14 protein-coding genes are annotated in these 17,170 nt (G+C 60.9%); 11 read left to right on the top strand and 3 right to left on the bottom strand.

From position 1 onward, the window contains the following. Positions 1 to 14: 14 nt before the first annotated feature. Positions 15 to 506 carry a hypothetical protein gene (locus ACZ5VE_RS07850; protein WP_464454652.1) on the top strand — a complete coding sequence of 164 codons (492 nt, stop codon included), beginning with the start codon at positions 15 to 17 and terminating at the stop codon, positions 504 to 506. A 77-nt stretch (positions 507 to 583) separates the two neighbouring features. On the opposite strand, the gene ACZ5VE_RS07845 is transcribed toward ACZ5VE_RS07850, so the two are convergent. Further along, entirely contained in the window at positions 584 to 1,555 is a 972-nt protein-coding gene (locus tag ACZ5VE_RS07845; RefSeq protein ID WP_464457458.1) for a Bug family tripartite tricarboxylate transporter substrate binding protein, read from the bottom strand. A 279-nt stretch (positions 1,556 to 1,834) separates the two neighbouring features. Between ACZ5VE_RS07845 and ACZ5VE_RS07840 the strand changes: the two genes are divergently transcribed. Beyond that, positions 1,835 to 3,019, top strand: coding sequence for a YbfB/YjiJ family MFS transporter (locus ACZ5VE_RS07840; RefSeq protein ID WP_464454651.1), 1,185 nt, complete (start codon positions 1,835 to 1,837; stop codon positions 3,017 to 3,019). A 141-nt stretch (positions 3,020 to 3,160) separates the two neighbouring features. On the opposite strand, the gene ACZ5VE_RS07835 is transcribed toward ACZ5VE_RS07840, so the two are convergent. Beyond that, positions 3,161 to 3,868, bottom strand: coding sequence for a VOC family protein (locus ACZ5VE_RS07835; RefSeq protein WP_464454650.1), 708 nt, complete (start codon positions 3,866 to 3,868; stop codon positions 3,161 to 3,163). Between the two features lie 85 nt (positions 3,869 to 3,953). Here ACZ5VE_RS07835 and ACZ5VE_RS07830 point away from each other — a divergent pair, with 85 nt between their 5' ends. The 9 genes from ACZ5VE_RS07830 to ACZ5VE_RS07790 all read left to right on the top strand — a co-directional run bounded on the left by ACZ5VE_RS07830 (position 3,954) and on the right by ACZ5VE_RS07790 (position 16,356). Beyond that, entirely contained in the window at positions 3,954 to 4,559 is a 606-nt protein-coding gene (locus ACZ5VE_RS07830) for an isochorismatase family protein (protein WP_464454649.1), read from the top strand. Between the two features lie 176 nt (positions 4,560 to 4,735). After that, positions 4,736 to 6,634, top strand: a complete 1,899-nt coding sequence (locus tag ACZ5VE_RS07825; protein WP_464454648.1) for a propionate--CoA ligase — start codon at positions 4,736 to 4,738, stop codon at positions 6,632 to 6,634. A 209-nt stretch (positions 6,635 to 6,843) separates the two neighbouring features. Next, positions 6,844 to 9,711, top strand: a complete 2,868-nt coding sequence (locus ACZ5VE_RS07820) for a 2-oxoglutarate dehydrogenase E1 component (protein ID WP_464454647.1) — start codon at positions 6,844 to 6,846, stop codon at positions 9,709 to 9,711. Between the two features lie 31 nt (positions 9,712 to 9,742). After that, on the top strand, positions 9,743 to 10,996 hold the full coding sequence (gene odhB, locus ACZ5VE_RS07815) for a 2-oxoglutarate dehydrogenase complex dihydrolipoyllysine-residue succinyltransferase (RefSeq protein WP_464454646.1): 1,254 nt from the start codon (positions 9,743 to 9,745) through the stop codon (positions 10,994 to 10,996). Between the two features lie 59 nt (positions 10,997 to 11,055). Then, positions 11,056 to 12,483, top strand: a complete 1,428-nt coding sequence (gene lpdA, locus ACZ5VE_RS07810; protein WP_464454645.1) for a dihydrolipoyl dehydrogenase — start codon at positions 11,056 to 11,058, stop codon at positions 12,481 to 12,483. Positions 12,484 to 12,597: 114 nt separating this feature from the next. Further along, positions 12,598 to 13,695: a cell division protein ZapE gene (zapE, locus tag ACZ5VE_RS07805; protein WP_464454644.1), complete on the top strand. Its 1,098-nt coding sequence runs from the start codon at positions 12,598 to 12,600 to the stop codon at positions 13,693 to 13,695. Further along, the gene (locus ACZ5VE_RS07800; RefSeq protein ID WP_464454643.1) at positions 13,692 to 14,030 is read left to right on the top strand and encodes a hypothetical protein; all 339 of its coding nucleotides are present in this window, start codon (positions 13,692 to 13,694) and stop codon (positions 14,028 to 14,030) included. The genes zapE and ACZ5VE_RS07800 overlap by 4 nt, the downstream gene beginning before the upstream one ends. After that, entirely contained in the window at positions 14,027 to 14,245 is a 219-nt protein-coding gene (locus ACZ5VE_RS07795) for a DUF465 domain-containing protein (RefSeq protein ID WP_464454642.1), read from the top strand. The genes ACZ5VE_RS07800 and ACZ5VE_RS07795 overlap by 4 nt, the downstream gene beginning before the upstream one ends. A gap of 95 nt (positions 14,246 to 14,340) precedes the next feature. Next, positions 14,341 to 16,356 (top strand): ATP-dependent DNA helicase, encoded by a 2,016-nt coding sequence (locus tag ACZ5VE_RS07790; protein WP_464457457.1) that lies wholly within the window; start codon positions 14,341 to 14,343, stop codon positions 16,354 to 16,356. Here the strand turns inward: ACZ5VE_RS07790 and ACZ5VE_RS07785 are convergent. Beyond that, positions 16,334 to 17,140 carry an outer membrane protein assembly factor BamD gene (locus ACZ5VE_RS07785; RefSeq protein ID WP_464454641.1) on the bottom strand — a complete coding sequence of 269 codons (807 nt, stop codon included), beginning with the start codon at positions 17,138 to 17,140 and terminating at the stop codon, positions 16,334 to 16,336. The two genes, ACZ5VE_RS07790 and ACZ5VE_RS07785, sit on opposite strands and share 23 nt — an antisense overlap. Positions 17,141 to 17,170 lie beyond the last annotated feature (30 nt).

Genomic DNA, 17,170 nt, shown 5'->3' with positions numbered 1-17,170 from the left:
TTTGCTGTTTCACAATGACCGACGACACACAAGACACGCCCCTGGTTCAGGAACCCCGCCTTTGGCAAAACGAGCAATGGACTGCTAAGGTCATCAAGAATGACGATGACGACGGCTGGGCGGTGGCCATGTACAAGGACGGTGAATCCGAGCCAGCGCTGATCGGCCCCTGGACCATGGGCCGCGACAAGAAGAACCCCAAGCCGCTGGACGGCACGGCCTTCATCACGCTGGTGAAAACCGCCAGCGAGTTTGTGCGCCGCAGCGAGCAGCAACTGCACGCCCAACTGAACCAGAGCGTGACCGTGAACGGCCAGGACAGCCGCGTCACCGTGCTGTTGCGCATCGTGCCCGATGACGACAACCCTTATGCGGTGCTGAGCGCGCAAGACGATGGCGGCGACGAATTGGCCGAAGTCCGGGTGGATGCCGGCTTCAAACTCAACCGCCAGACGGCCCAAGCCTGGGTTGACGCCGACTTTGCCAAACCCGGCACCCGACGCTGAACCACTCAGGCGTTGTGCACGCCTTTTAAAACGCCTTTGATCACGCCTTTCAGCACACAGTTGGGCTTCACTGCGCTTTACTGCGCCTTAGCGCCCGAGTCTTTCACCGCTTTGGCCCACTTGGTGATCTCGCTTGCCTGGTAGCGTGCCAGCTCGTCGGGGCTGGACAGCACCGGGTCAAGGCCCAGGGTTTTCAGCTTGTCCTGCACTTCGGGCAGCTTGAACACACGCACCACTTCGGCGTGGAGTTTGTCGATGACAGGGCGCGGCACATTGGCCGGGGCAAACAGGGCAAACCAGGTGGTGGCCTCAAAACCGGGCACAAATTCGGCCACGGTCGGCACATCCGGTGCGGCGGGCGAGCGGGTGGCGGTGGTTTGGGCCAGTGCGCGGATCTTGCCTTCCTTGGCCATGGGCAAAGCCGAAGGCATGTTGTCAAACATGAGCTGGATGCTGCCGCCGATCAGGTCGGGGATGGCGTATTGCCGGCCTTTGTAGGGCACGTGCGTCATGCTGGTGCCGGTGAGCGATTTGAACAACTCGCCCGACACGTGCACCGAGGTGCCGATGCCGGGGGAGCCGAATGACAGCTTGTTGGGATTGGCCTTCATGTAGGCGATGAGTTCGGGCACGGTTTTGACGGGCAGGTCGTTGTTGACCACAAGCAAGTTGGGGGCCGACGCAATCAGTGAAATGGGTGAAAAGTTCTTCACCATGTCGTAAGGCATTTTTTCGTACAGCGCCCCGTTGATCGAGTGGGTGCCGACCGTGCCCATGACGATGGTGTGACCGTCGCCTGGCGACTTGGCCACGATGTCGGCACCGATGTTGCCGCCTGCTCCGGGCTTGTTGTCCACCACGATGGGAAAGCCGAGTTGGGCCTTTTCACTGAACAGCCTGGCCAGGATGTCGGGCGCACCGCCCGACGGAAAGGTGACCACCAAACGCAAGGGTTTGGTCGGAAAGCTTTGGGCGTTGGCCCCTGTGGCGACCAATGCCCCTAAGCCCAAAAGCAAAAGCCCCAAACTGCGCCGAAGCGGCGAAGCCATGGCCCTTGAGGTGGGTGAGTTCAGCAAGCGGATGGGGGCAAAACGTGGACGCATGAAGGTTCCTCCTTGGCATTTCACTTTAGGCGGCATGGCCGATTGCAGGCATGGTGAAAACCCTTTGCACTGCCCCTGTGCTTGTCATGTCTGCGACGCCGGGGGCTGTTGCCCGTGATTTGCCCGTGATTCACCGGTGTCTTGCCCGATGTGTTGCCAAGGTGTCAGCCGCTGTCGTTTCGGTCTGCCTTGGCGTGGGGCATTGGGTGGATACTTGCGCCTGACATGAAAGATTCCTCCACACACCCTTCGCTGCAGCCTTGGCAAGTCATCATCGGCGGCATTTTTGGGCTGGTGCTGACCATCGGGCTGGCGCGCTTTGCCTACACGCCCTTGCTGCCCGCCTTGCAACTGCAAACCGGGCTGAACGACGCCAGCGCCGGGGCGTTGGCTGCGATCAATTACGCGGGCTACATCTCGGGGGCGCTGGCAGCGGCGTGGATCGACGATGTGCGCTGGCGGCACCGGCTCTACAGCATGGGCTTGTGGCTGTCGCTGCTCACGGTGGCGGGCATGGCGCTGTCCACCTGGATGCCCGCTTGGGCGCTGTGGCGTTATCTGGGCGGCTTGTGCGGTGCCACGGGCATGTTGCTGGGGGCCGGACTGGTGCTCGGCTGGCTGATGCGTCAGGGGCGCAGGCCCGAACTGGGCGTGCATTTCATCGGGCTGGGGCTGGGCATTGTGGTGTCTGCAGTGGGGGTCTGGGGCGTGTCGCAGATTTGGGCTTTGTGGTCGCACCAATGGCTGGCCATGGCAGCCATCGGACTGGTGTTCTTTGTGCCCGCTTGGTTGTGGCGTCCGCCAGTGCCGCCTGCACCGGCTGCCCTGGGCAGTGCAGAGGCCAGCCCCAAGGTGTCGCGCCGGTGGATGCTGACCATGGCGGGCAGCTACTTTGCGGCGGGTTGGGGTTTTGTGATCAGCGCCACCTTCACGGTCGCGATTGTGGAGCGCGAACCGGCCTTGGCCGGGCAGGGCGCATTGGCCTGGGCGCTGGTGGGCCTGGCGGCCATGCCTGCGGTGTTTTTGTGGGACAAGGTGGCCCGGCGCTGGGGTGACACCCGGGCCTTGCTGCTGGCGTTTGGCTTGCAAACCGCGTCGGTCATCTTGCCCGCCATGTCGGGCTCACTGGCAGCGGCGCTGGGCGGTGCCATCGGTTATGGGGCCACCTTCATCGGCATCGTCAGCATGACGCTGGCGCTGGTGGGGCGGCGCGCCCCACACAACCCGGGCAAGGCCATGGCCCGTCTCACTTTGAGCTATGGGGCGGCGCAGGTGATTGCCCCGGTGGTGGCCGGTGCCATGGCGCAGGCCACCGGTACATTCAAGGGGGCTTTGTGGCTGACGGCGGCGGTCATGGCAGCGGGCATGGCCTTGCTGGCCACCTTGCCCGAAGACGACAAGGCCACTTGATTCAACAAACGCCAAGGCCATAGAAAACGGCTCCCGAAGGAGCCGTTAGCACGATGACCGCGTTGTGCAGTACGGTGCATAGCCGAGTCTGGTGTCATCGCAAGGCCATTTTGCACCAGGATTTGGTGCCATGAATCGGGCTCAGAGCCCCAGGCTTTGCAGGGTCACCAAGCCTTTGGGCGTTTGCAGGGTGGCCACCAAATTGGCGGGGCTGGTGTCCACGGTGATGTCTTCCAGCCCAATCGACGTGTAAGCGGTTTGCAGCTTGACGCCACTGGGGTGGCTGACGCTCAGGCTTTGCAAGGTCACGCCCGAGCGGGGCAAGCTGTTGCGCGGGTGCAGGCGCAGCGGCTCGGTCGCATCGGGCTTGCCCCATTGGATCAGGGTGGGCAGGGTGCCGTCAAACAGCCGCTCACCGTCTTCGCGCACGGTGATTTGCCAGTTGAGCGTGCCTTTGCCGGACTTGCGGCTGGCATGCACCACCTGCCCACGTTCGATGCCTTGGGTGCGCAGCACATGCCGGGCGGCCTTGACGTCTTCGGTGCTGGCCACAAAGTGGATCAGCCTGGGTTGCTCGGACACCGCCTTTTGCAAGGCCTTGTTGTCCATGTCGAACCAGCGCGGCACTTGTGAGCGTTTGGGAATCACCGCCGCCGGGTTGATGGCGATGATTTCAAAATAGGCCAAAGGAAATTTGGGCGACGCGATTTTGAACAGGCGGTTGTGGGTGCCGTATTTTTCGTGTTCGCCGCCTGGGCCGGGTGTGATGCCCAGCGTTTCCTCGCACCATTGCACGCCCGCGTCCAGCGTAGAGGCCATCACCACGAGGTGGTCAATTTGTGTTTTCATTTTTTGTGGGGTTCGGTTTCTTCGAGCATAACGGATGCCCGACTGGCCTCCTGCGACAATCACGGCCATTACAGAGGGAACGTTTATGTTGATGGATGCAGATGAAAGCCAATTGGTGCTGGTGGATTTTCAGGCCCGTTTGAAGCCGGTGATGCTGGACGCCGACGCGGTCTGGGCCAATGCGGCCAAGCTGGCCACTTTGGCCCAAGCCCTGGACGTGCCCACCTGGGGCACTGAGCAAAACCCATCGCGCTTGGGTGAAATGCCCCCCGAGATCCGCAGCCACTGCCGCAAAGTGCTGGCCAAGATGCAGTTCAGCGCGGTGGAAGAGGGCTTGGGCGAATGGCTGCAGCCCGAGCCGGTTCAAGCTCCGCGTGGCAATGCCCGAAGCCTGCCGCGCCACCTGCAAAAGCCCCAGGCGGGCGCCGAAGAGCGCAAAACCATCGTGCTGGCCGGTTGTGAAGCGCACATTTGCCTGATGCAGACCGCCTTGGATTTGCTCGAAGACGAGTTCGAGGTTTGGGTGGTCACCGATGCCTGCAGTTCGCGCACCGAACGCAACCGCGATGCCGCTTACGACCGTCTGGCCGGGGCAGGGGCCGAGTTGGTGACGGCCGAGATGGTGGCTTTTGAGTGGATTCGCACCGCTGAACACCCGGATTTCAAGCTGCTGCAAAGCCTGTTCAAGTGATCTTTGAGCGCATGGATGAGGTCTTGAACAGGGGTCCGTCGTGCGCCAAGACTTGCGCGGCATAAAGTCAGCTTGTTGCAAGTCCCTTGCCCATAATTATGAATTCAGAAGGGTGGCCGTCAGAGGCCTGACACACCCTCCAAAAGTTCATTTTTGCAGGCATTCAGGAGACTTTCATGGGCAGCTTTGCTGACTTTCACGCACGTTCAATCAACGACCGCGACGCCTTCTGGGCCGAGCAGGCCAAGCTGGTGGACTGGAAAGTCCAGCCGCAGCAAATCTGCGACTACAGCAACCCGCCCTTTGCCAAGTGGTTCGTGGGCGGTCAAACCAACCTGTGCCACAACGCGGTAGACCGCCACCTGGCCGAGCGGGCTGACCAGCCTGCGCTGATCTTTGTCTCGACCGAGACCGATCAGGAAAAAACCTACACCTTCCGTGACCTGCATGCCGAAGTGCAGCGCATGGCCGCCATCCTGAAAGACCTGGGCGTGGTCAAAGGTGACCGCGTGCTGATTTACATGCCCATGATCGCCGAAGCCGCGTTCGCCATGCTGGCCTGCGCCCGTCTGGGTGCCATTCACTCGGTGGTGTTTGGCGGTTTCGCCTCGCACTCGCTGGCCACCCGCATCGAAGACGCTTCGCCCAAAGTCATCATCAGCGCCGACGCCGGTTCGCGTGGCGGCAAGGGTGTGCCTTACAAGCCTTTGCTAGACGAAGCCATTAACTTGTCGGCTCACAAGCCTGCCAACGTGATCATGGTGGACCGCCAGCTGGTGGCTTTCACGCCCGTCGCGGGTCGCGATGTGGATTACGCCACCGAGCGCGCCAAACACATTCATACCGTGGTGCCTTGCGAGTGGGTGGAGTCCACCCATTCGAGCTACACGCTCTACACCTCGGGCACCACCGGCAAACCCAAAGGCGTGCAACGCGACACGGGCGGCTACACCGTGGCTTTGGCGGCCAGCATGCCGCACATTTTTCAGGGCAAGCCTGGCGGCACATTTTTCTGCACCAGCGACATCGGCTGGGTCGTGGGTCACAGTTACATCATCTACGGCCCGCTGATCGGCGGCATGGCCACCATCATGTACGAAGGTCTGCCGATCCGCCCTGACGGCGGTATCTGGTGGAGCCTGGTCGAGAAATACAAGGTCAACGTCATGTTCAGCGCGCCCACGGCCATCCGTGTGCTCAAAAAACAAGACCCTGCGCTGCTCTCCAAATACGACCTGTCGAGCCTGCAGGCCCTGTTCCTGGCCGGTGAGCCGCTCGACGAGCCGACCGCCAAGTGGATTTCCGAAGGCCTGAACGGCAAGCCGATCATTGACAACTACTGGCAGACCGAAACCGGCTGGCCGATCCTGACGATCTGCAACGGCGTGGAAAAAGCGCCCAGCAAGTTCGGTTCGCCCGGCAAAGCCATTTACGGCTACAACGTCAAACTGGTCGATGACCAGACGGGCGAAGAACTGACCGGTGCCAACCAGAAAGGCGTGTTGACCATTGAAGGTCCACTGCCACCTGGCAACCTGCAAACCATCTGGGGCGACGACGAGCGTTTCGTCAAGACCTACTGGAAGACGGTGCCGAACAAGCTGGTCTACAGCACCTTTGACTGGGCGGTGCGCGACGAAGACGGCTATTACTTCATTCTGGGCCGCACCGACGACGTGATCAACGTGGCCGGTCACCGCCTCGGCACCCGCGAGATCGAGGAAAGCATCTCCAGCCACCCCAATGTGGCCGAAGTGGCGGTGGTGGGCGTGGCCGACCAGCTCAAAGGGCAGGTGGCGATGGCATTTGCCATTGCCAAGGACACCACGGGCCTGACTGACGCGGCAGCGCGCCTGAAGCTTGAAGGCGAAGTCATGAAGGTGGTTGACTCGCAGCTGGGCGCGGTGGCCCGGCCTTCGCGGGTGCTGTTTGTCACGGCTTTGCCCAAGACGCGCAGCGGCAAATTGTTGCGCCGCGCGATTCAGGCGGTGGCCGAAGGGCGTGACCCTGGCGACCTGACCACGATGGACGATCCTGCTGCCTTGCAGCAGATCGTTGATCTGATCAAAGGCTGATGACCCTGGACCTCGCCTTTGGCGGGGTCTTTTTTCATCCGGACTTCTGGCACCTGTAAGTTAGACATCGGACAAGCCATGGCACAATGCGCGAGTTACTCAGGCCCTTCCCATGCCACAGTCGCATCCGCCAACCGGTTCAGCCGTGTCGCGGAAGGTAAATCTCAACCAACTAATGTTTCCCCGAGGGAAACGGAGGTCAGCGAAACATGAGCGAGACAAATTCCGTCTACTCTGCCTATTCAGGCAACACCCATCTCTTCGGGGGCAACACGCCCTATGTTGAAGAGATGTATGAAAACTATTTGGCCAATCCCGGCAGCGTGCCCGATTCGTGGCGCGAATACTTCGATGCCCTCCAGCACGTTCCTGCAGTGGACGGCTCCAACGCCAAAGACGTGCCGCACCAGCCTGTCATCAATGCTTTCGCCGAACGCGCCAAAGCCGGTGGCACCAAAGTGGTCATGGCGAGCGAAAACGTCGAGATGGGCCGCAAGCGCACTTCTGTGCAGCAGCTGATCGCCGCTTACCGCAACGTCGGCCAACGCTGGGCCGACCTCGACCCGCTCAAGCGCACCGAGCGCCCCAATATTCCTGACCTCGACCCCGCTTTCTACGGCTTCTCTGACGCCGACCAGGAAACCGTGTTCGACACCAGCAACACGTTTTTCGGCAAGAACAACATGTCCTTGCGCGAGCTGCTCAATGCACTGCGCGAGACCTATTGCGGCACGCTGGGTGCCGAGTACATGTACACCACCGAGCAGGCTGAAAAGCGCTGGTGGCAACAAAAACTCGAAAGCATCCGCAGCAAGCCCAACTTCGGCGCTGAAAAGAAAAAGCAGATCCTCGACCGCCTGACCGCAGCCGAAGGCCTGGAGCGCTACTTGCACACCAAATACGTCGGCCAAAAGCGTTTCTCGCTGGAAGGTGGCGAAAGCTTCATCGCGGCGATGGACGAGTTGATCCAGTCCGCTGGCGCGCAAGGCGTGCAGGAAGTCGTGATCGGCATGGCCCACCGTGGCCGTCTGAACGTGCTGGTGAACACCATGGGCAAGCTGCCTGCGGACCTGTTTGCCGAGTTCGACCACACCGCCCCCGAGGAGCTGCCTGCCGGTGACGTGAAATACCACCAAGGCTTCAGCTCGGACGTGAACACCGCGGGTGGCCCCGTTCACCTGTCGCTGGCTTTCAACCCCTCGCACCTGGAAATCGTGAACCCTGTGGTGGAAGGCTCGGTGCGTGCCCGCATGGACCGCCGTGATGACCCGTTGGGCAAGCAAGTGCTGCCCGTGCTGGTGCACGGTGACTCGGCCTTTGGTGGCCAGGGCGTGAACCAGGAAACCCTGGCGTTGGCCCAGACCCGTGGTTATTCCACAGGCGGCACGGTCCACATCATCATCAACAACCAGATCGGTTTCACCACCTCTGACCCACGCGACATGCGCTCCAGCGTGTTCTGCACCGACATCGTCAAGATGGTCGAAGCGCCTGTGTTGCACGTCAACGCGGACGATCCAGAGACCGTGGTGTTGGCCACGCAGTTGGCCCTCGAATACCGCATGACGTTCCAGAAAGACGTCGTGCTGGACGTGGTGTGCTTCCGTAAACTGGGCCACAACGAGCAGGACACCCCTGCCTTGACCCAGCCGCTAATGTACAAAAAGATCGCGACCCACCCCGGCACCCGCAAGTTGTTTGCAGACAAGCTGTCTGCCCAAGGTTTGGGCGAGACCATTGGCGACGACATGGCCAAGGCCTACCGCGCGGCATTGGACGCTGGCAAGAACACGACCGAACCTGTCCTGACCAACTTCAAGACCAAGTTCACCGTGGACTGGGCGCCTTATATGGGCAAGAAGTGGACCGATGCCGGTGACACCTCGATCCCCCTGGCCGACTGGAAGCGTCTGGCCGAGAAAATCACAACCATCCCCGAGTCGGTCACACCGCACCAGCTGGTCAAGAAGGTCTATGACGACCGCGCAGCCATGGGCCGTGGCGACACGCCTGTGGATTGGGGCATGGGTGAGCACATGGCTTTCGCATCCTTGGTGGCCAGTGGCTACCCCGTGCGCCTGTCGGGCGAAGACTGCGGCCGTGGCACCTTCACACACCGCCACGCCGTGATCCATGATCAAAAGCGTGAGAAGTGGGACACCGGCACTTACGTCGCCCTGCAAAACGTTTCTGACAAGCAGGCGCCATTCGTCGTCATCGACTCGATCCTGTCCGAAGAAGCTGTGCTCGGCTTTGAATACGGCTACGCCTCGAACGACCCCAGCACCTTGGTGATCTGGGAAGCCCAGTTCGGCGATTTCGCCAACGGCGCACAGGTCGTGATTGACCAGTTCATTGCCTCGGGTGAAGTCAAGTGGGGCCGTGTGAACGGTTTGACCTTGATGCTGCCGCACGGCTACGAAGGCCAGGGCCCCGAGCACAGCTCGGCCCGCGTAGAGCGTTTCATGCAGCTGGCTGCAGACACCAACATGCAGATCGTGCAGCCGACCACGGCCAGCCAGATCTTCCATGTGCTGCGTCGCCAGATGGTGCGTGACCTGCGCAAGCCGCTGGTCATCTTCACGCCCAAGTCGCTGTTGCGCAACAAGGACGCCACATCGCCAGTGTCCGAATTCACCAAAGGCAGTTTCCAGACCGTCATTGGCGAAACCAAGGACATCAAGGCCGACAAGGTCAAGCGCGTGATTGCCTGCTCGGGCAAGGTCTATTACGACCTGGTCAAGCACCGCGAAGCCAAGGGCGCTGACGACACCGCCATCATCCGCGTGGAACAGCTCTATCCGTTCCCGCACAAGGCGTTTGCGGCCGAGATCAAGAAGTACCCCAACGCGACCGACATCGTGTGGTGCCAGGACGAGCCACAGAACCAGGGTGCCTGGTTCTTCATCCAGCACAACATCCACGAGAACATGCTCGAAGGTCAAAAGCTCGGTTATGCAGGTCGCGCAGCGTCCGCATCGCCTGCGGTGGGTTATTCACACCTGCATCAGGACCAGCAAAAAGCACTGATCGAAGCGGCCTTCTCGAAGCTCAAGGGCTTCGTGCTGACCAAGTGATCTTTCCGAACAACTTTAAAGAGAATTCAACATGGCTATCGTAGAAGTCAAAGTCCCCCAACTGTCCGAGTCCGTGGCCGAGGCCACCATGCTGCAGTGGAAAAAGAAAGTCGGCGAAGCCGTCGCTGCTGACGAAATCCTGATCGAAATCGAAACCGACAAAGTCGTGCTCGAAGTGCCGGCACCTGCGGCTGGCGTGATCTCGGAAATCCTCGTGGCCGATGGCGGCACCGTGGCTGCCGAGCAATTGATTGCCCGCATCGACACCGAAGGCAAAGCAGGTGCAGCCGCTGCGGCGCCAGCAGCCGCACCTGCTGCTGCAACCGCTGCTGCCCCTGTGGCCGCAGCCGCAGCCACCGGTGGCAACATGGCTGGCGTGGCCATGCCCGCTGCCGCCAAACTGATGGCCGACAACAGCTTGGCTGCAGGTTCGGTGACTGGTTCCGGCAAAGACGGCCGCGTCACCAAGGGTGATGTGCTGTCTGCCGTGGCCGGTGGCGTCAAGTCCACTGCCGCCGTGATCCCCACAGGCGTGCCGACCAAGACACTGGCCCAAGTGGCCGCGCCTGCCGTTAACCTGGGTGACCGCCCAGAGCAACGCGTGCCCATGACCCGTCTGCGCGCCCGTGTGGCCGAGCGTCTGCTGCAATCGCAGTCGACCAACGCCATCCTGACCACCTTCAACGAAATCAACATGGCCCCGGTCATGGACATGCGCAAGCGCATGCAGGATCGTTTCGAGAAGGAACATGGCGTGAAGCTGGGCTTCATGAGCTTCTTCGTCAAGGCTGCTGTGCATGCCTTGAAGAAATTCCCCGTGCTCAACGCCTCGGTGGACGGCAACGACATCGTGTACCACGGCTACTTCGACATCGGTATCGCTGTGGGCTCGCCACGCGGTCTGGTGGTGCCTATCCTGCGCAACGCCGACCAGATGAGCTTTGCCGAGATTGAAAAGAAGATTGCCGAGTTTGGCCAAAAAGCCAAAGACGGCAAGCTGGGCATCGAAGAGATGACCGGCGGTACCTTCTCCATCTCCAACGGTGGCACTTTTGGCTCGATGATGTCCACCCCCATCATCAACCCACCCCAGTCCGCGATCTTGGGCGTGCACGCGACCAAAGACCGCGCCATGGTGGAAAACGGCCAAGTCGTGGTTCGCCCCATGAACTACTTCGCCATGTCGTATGACCACCGCATCATCGACGGCCGTGAAGCCGTGCTGGGCCTGGTCGCCATGAAGGAAGCGCTGGAAGATCCAGCCCGCTTGCTGTTCGACATCTGATTCCCTTGTTTTGAATGCCCCCTGCCCAGGGGGCGTTTTTCATCCAAAAGACAAATACCATGAGCAAACAATTCGACGTCGTCGTCATCGGCGGTGGCCCCGGTGGCTACATTGCAGCCATCCGCGCTGCCCAACTCGGTTTCCAGGTCGCCTGTATCGACGAGTGGAAAAACGCAGCCGGTGGCCCAGCCCCTGGCGGCACCTGCACCAACGTGGGTTGCATCCCCTCCAAGGCTTTGCTGCAGTCCAGCGAACACTTTGAACACGCCAACCACCACTTCGCAGACCATGGCATCACCGCCACCGGCGTGAAGATGGATGTGGCCAAGATGATTGCCCGCAAGGACAGCGTTGTGAAGCAAAACAACGACGGCATCTTGTACCTGCTGAAGAAAAATAAGGTCACTTTCTTCCACGGTCGCGGCAGCTTTGCCGGCCAAGCCGAAGGCGGCTACACGATCAACGTGGCAGGCAAGACCGAAGAAGCCATCACCGCCAAGCACGTCATCATCGCCACCGGCTCGAACGCCCGCGCCTTGCCCGGTACGCCGTTTGACGAAGTCAATGTGCTCTCGAACGACGGCGCTCTGCGCCTGGGCGCTGTCCCCAAGAAGCTGGCCTTGATCGGCTCCGGCGTGATTGGTTTGGAGATGGGTTCTGTCTGGCGTCGTCTCGGCTCCGAAGTCACCATCCTCGAAGGCCTGCCCACCTTCCTGGGCGCTGTGGACGAGCAAATCGCCAAAGAAGCCAAGAAGGCGTTTGACAAGCAAGGTCTGAAGATCGAACTCGGCGTGAAAGTCGGCGAGATCGTCAATGGCAAAAAGGGCGTCACCGTCAACTACACCAACGCCAAAGGCGAAGCCATCGTGTTGGACGCGGACAAGCTGATCATCTCGATCGGTCGCGTGCCCAACACCATCGGCCTGAACACCGAGGCTGTGGGCTTGCAGCTCGACGAGCGTGGCGCGATTGTGGTGGACGCTGACTGCAAAACCAACCTGCCCGGCGTGTGGGCGGTGGGCGATGTGGTGCGTGGCCCGATGCTGGCGCACAAAGCCGAAGAAGAGGGCGTTGCCGTGGCCGAGCGCATTGCCGGCCAACACGGTCATGTCAACTTCAACACCATCCCTTGGGTCATCTACACCAGCCCCGAAATCGCCTGGGTCGGCCGCACCGAGCAGCAGCTCAAGGCCGACGGCGTGGCGTACAAGGCCGGCACATTCCCGTTCCTCGCGAACGGCCGTGCACGCGCATTGGGCGACACCACCGGCATGGTGAAATTCCTGGCCGATGCCACGACCGACGAAATCCTGGGTGTCCACATGGTGGGCCCACAGGTGTCCGAGCTGATCTCTGAAGCCGTGGTGGCCATGGAATTCCGCGCCAGCGCCGAAGACATCGCCCGCATCTGCCACGCGCACCCCAGCTTGAGCGAGGCAACGAAAGAAGCCGCTTTGGCGGTGGACAAGCGCACCCTGAACTTCTGAGCTTTTGACCCGCCGCTGACTGTGGTTGGCGGCGAGTTGGGGTAAAGTTCTTGCATCCCTGAAAACCCGGGCTTTGTCCCGGGTTTTGTTTTTGAATCGAAGAGCAAGCCACCCATGTCCGTTCGTGCCGTTTACGAAGAAGAACTCCAAAAACGGGGCTACCAAAGTGACCCTGCCCAATTGCGAGCCATTGAGGCGCTGGAACGCTGTGCCAGCGAGTGGGCCGCCTACAAGTCCAAGCGCTCGGGTTTGTTGGGCAAGTTACGCAGCCGCCCCGAAATCCCCAAAGGGGTTTACATGTTTGGCGGGGTGGGGCGGGGCAAAAGCTTTTTGATGGACTGCTTTTTTGCGGCGGTGCCCATCCAGCGCAAGACCCGTTTGCACTTTCACGAGTTCATGCGCGAGGTACACCGCGAACTGACTGCGATTCAGGGCACGGTCAACCCGCTCGACGAGTTGGGCAAGCGCATGGCCAAGCGCTACCGCTTGATATGCTTTGACGAATTCCATGTGGCCGATATCACCGACGCGATGATCTTGCACCGCTTGCTGGTGGCCTTGTTCGACAATGGCGTGGGCTTTGTCACCACCTCCAATTTTGAGCCCGACGGTCTTTACCCCGATGGCCTGCACCGCGACCGCATCCTGCCCGCCATTGCCTTGCTGAACCAGCGCATGCAGGTGCTCAATGTGGACAACGGCACCGACTACCGCCGCCGCACGCTGGAGATGGTCAAGCTGTACCACACGCCCTTGGGCGAGCAGGCTGACCGCGAAATGAACGACGCCTTCAACCGCTTGGCCACGGGCCCAGACGAAGACACGGCGCTGCAGATCGAGGCGCGGCAAATCAACGCCAAGCGCCGTGCAGGCGATGTGGTGTGGTTTGACTTCAAAGCCATTTGCGGTGGCCCGCGTTCGCAAAACGATTACCTCGAAATTGCCACCCAGTACCACACGGTGCTGCTGAGCAACGTGCCGCACATGCCGGTGAGCATGGCCTCCGAGGCGAGGCGTTTCACCTGGCTGATCGACGTGCTGTACGACCGCCGCGTCAAGCTGATCATGTCGGCCGCCGTGGCACCCGAGGCGCTTTACACCTCGGGCCCGATGTCGCACGAGTTTCCACGCACCGTCTCGCGTCTGCATGAGATGCAGTCCAGCGAATTTCTGGCGCTGGAGCACCGCACTGTGGACACGCACATCACATGAAACGTTTCATCTTGACGGTCTTGGCCGCATTGAGCGCAGGCGCTCTGAGCGCTCAGTCTTTGGTGGGCGAGCCAGAATTCATCCGTGTGCAGCGCGAAGAGATCGCCAAGCAGCGCGAGGCGGTCATGGCTGTTTACCAGGACGATGCGAAAGCCTGCTGGCAAAAATTTGCAGTGAATGCCTGCCTGAGCGATGCCCGAAGAAAACGCCGTGAAGCGCTGGAGCCCTTGCGGCAGCAAGACTTGCTGTTGAATGCGCAAGAGCGCCAGTGGCGCACCGAACAGCGCCATCTCCGGCTTGAAGGCAAGCAGCCAGAAAACCGCAGCACGCCATGACGCACGACCACTTTGACGATCAGCGTTCGCCCCAGCGGCAGTTGATCGAATGGCAGATGGAACACGCCGATCTGGATGCCTTGATTGACCAAGCCGTGCTCGCGACTCAGCCGCTGGACGAGTTGCTGCTGCGGCGGCTGAAAAAACGCCGCTTGGCTTTGCGTGACCAAATGGCCAAGTTGCAGTGGATGCTGGACCCCAAGGAGCCTGCTTGAGCTTGCTTCTTCAACGGGTTTCCGAAACCCTGTCAAGCCATGGTGCCTTGGCGCAGGCGGTGCCCGGGTTTCAGCCCCGGACTGGGCAGACCGACATGGCCATGGCAGTCACCGAAACCCTGGAGCATGGCGGCCAGTTGGTGGTAGAGGCGGGCACAGGTGTGGGCAAAACCTATGCTTATCTGGTGCCCGTGCTGCTGAGCGGCCAGCGGGCCTTGGTGTCGACGGCGACCAAGGCCTTGCAAGACCAATTGTTTTCCCGCGACATCCCCCGGCTGGTGGAGGTCTTGGGTTTGCCCATCCGTGTGGCCTTGCTCAAGGGGCGTTCCAACTACCTGTGCCTGCACCGCATGGAGCAAGCTAGGCACAGTGCCGAAGCGGCCCAGCCCGGTGCACAGCGTGCGCTGGCCAAGATCGAAACCTGGTCGCAGGCCACCCGCACGGGTGACATGGCGGAGCTGTCAGGCTTGGATGAGCGTTCGTCCTTGTGGCCCTTGGTCACCTCGACGCGTGACAACTGTCTGGGCTCGAGCTGCCCGCGTTACCGCGCCTGCCATGTGAACTTGGCGCGCAAAGAGGCCATGGCCTCCGATGTCGTGGTCATCAACCACCATCTGTTTTTTGCCGACATGGCGGTGCGTGAATCGGGTGTGGCCGAGCTGCTGCCCACCGTGCGAGTCACGGTGTTCGACGAAGCGCACCAGCTCAACGAGATCGGGGTCAATTTTCTGGGCAAGCAGTTGTCAACTGTTCAGCTGCTGGAGTTGTCGCGCGATGTGCTGGCCACAGGCCTGCAATTGGCACGGGGTTTGGTCGATTGGCATGCGCTGACGGACCGGCTGGAAAAGTCTTCCCGTGATTTGCGTCTGGCTGCGGGCATGCACCGGGGCTCAGTTCGTTTGCGCTGGACAGACGCGATGCCCGAAGGTGTCGAAGGCGCTGAATGGACCCCTGCGCTGCAAAATGTGGTGCAGGCTTTGGACCAATTGCAAAGTGGCCTGGAAACTGTGGCCGAATTGGCACCGGATTTTCAGCGCTTGTTTGAGCGTGCACGCGAGTTGAGCCAAAAGACCGATTTGTTTTCAAACGCACCCGACCCCGAAGGCGTCCGCTGGGCAGAAGTCAGCGCGCAACTTCGTTTGGTGGAGTCGCCTCTGGACATTGCTCAGGCGTTTTCTGCTTTGACGAAACCCGTGCAAGCCCCCTTGGCCTTGGGTGATGAGGCTCTGGATGGTGAGGCCTCAGACCCCGAGTCCATTCAAGCCTTGATGGCCGGAGATCCCCGCCACAGTGCAGGCGCTCAAGCCCCGCAAGGCAGTGGCGTTGGCCAACGCGCCTGGATTTTCACCTCGGCCACGCTGGGCGATGAACCTGGTTTGCGCTGGTTCACCGAGCCTTGTGGCTTGACCTCGGCGCAGGTGATGCAAGTCACCAGCCCCTTTGACTATGCGCAGCAAGCCGCACTCTATGTGCCCGAGCATTTGCCCAAACCGGGTGACCCGGGGCATGCGGGCCATGTGGCGCAGCTGGTGGTGGAGGCGGTGGAGTTGCTGGGGGGCCGGACACTGGTGCTCACGACCACGCTGAACGCCATGCGCAGCATCGGTGAATATTTACAGACCCGTCTGGACCCGGCTGCGAATGTCGAGGTGCTGGTACAGGGCCAAAGCCCCAAGAGGCGCTTGATGGAGCGGTTCAGGGAGGGCGCAGGAGAAGGTCGCGCCGGTTGTGTGCTGGTGGCTTCTGCATCGTTTTGGGAGGGCTTTGATGTGCCCGGCAATGCGCTGCAGCTGGTGGTCATCGACAAGCTGCCGTTTCCGCCACCAGGCGATCCGCTGTTCGAGGCCAGAAGTCAGCGCATCACGCGCGAGGGCCGCAGTGCGTTTGCCGACCATGCGTTGCCCGAGGCTGCAGTGGCACTCAAACAAGGGGCAGGGCGTTTGATTCGCAGTGAAACAGACCGCGGTGTGTTGGTGGTGTGTGACACCCGATTGACCACCATGTCGTATGGACGCAGGTTGGTCCGGGGGCTGCCGGAGATGCGCCGCCTGAGCGGGCACCCCGAGTTTTTATCGACGCTGCGTCAATTCACCACAGACGCCACCAGCTAGACGACTTCTTCACGCCTTCGGCCTTGAGGTAGTCGGATTGGGGGAAATTTTTCTCCAGCACGCGCTTGGCGTCATCGCGCAAGGCGCTCATGCCCATGGCGTCGTATGAGCTGATCAAAATGCCCAGAGCTTCTTCGACAGCAGGCACGCCTGGGTATTCTGCGATGGCTTGCTGCGCGCGGTTCACGGCGGCGACATGCGCGCCACGGCTGGCGTAATAGCGGGCCACATGGACTTCGTAAGCGGCCAAGGCATTCACGATGTGCAGCATGCGCTGGCGTGCTTCGGGGGCGTATTTGGAGGTGGGGAAGCGCGTGGTCAGCTCTTTGAAGGATTCATAAGAGTCTTTGGCGGCTTTTTGGTCACGTTCAGACAGATCCTGCTTGGTGATGAACGAGAACATGCCCAGGTTGTCGTTGAAGTTGACCAAGCCTTTGAGGTAGATCGCGTAGTCCAGAGCGGGGCTGGCAGGGTGCAGGCGGATGAAGCGGTCCAAGGTGGCAATGGCCTGGATTTTGTCGCCGGTTTTGTATTGGGCGTAAGCCTTGTCGATCTGCGCTTGCTGCGCCAGAACCGTGCCCGCAGCGCGGCCTTCCAGCTTTTCATAAAAGCCAATGGCCTTGTCCCATGCTCCTGCGTTGGCCTCGTCACGCGCCTCGGCGTAAATCTTTTCGGGTGTCCAGCCTGCGGTCACATCTTTGGGGGTATTGGCGCAGCCCGACAGAAACAGGCCCACGGCCAAAACCAGGCCAGCTGGAACCATCGATAATCTGAAGCTTCGCATCTGTGACACCCTTGTACTGTTGAACCCCTT

It is taken from the genome of Limnohabitans sp. INBF003 (assembly GCF_055396645.1).
Note: the sequence above shows the minus strand (reverse complement) of the source record. Positions and strands in the feature narration are given on the sequence as shown.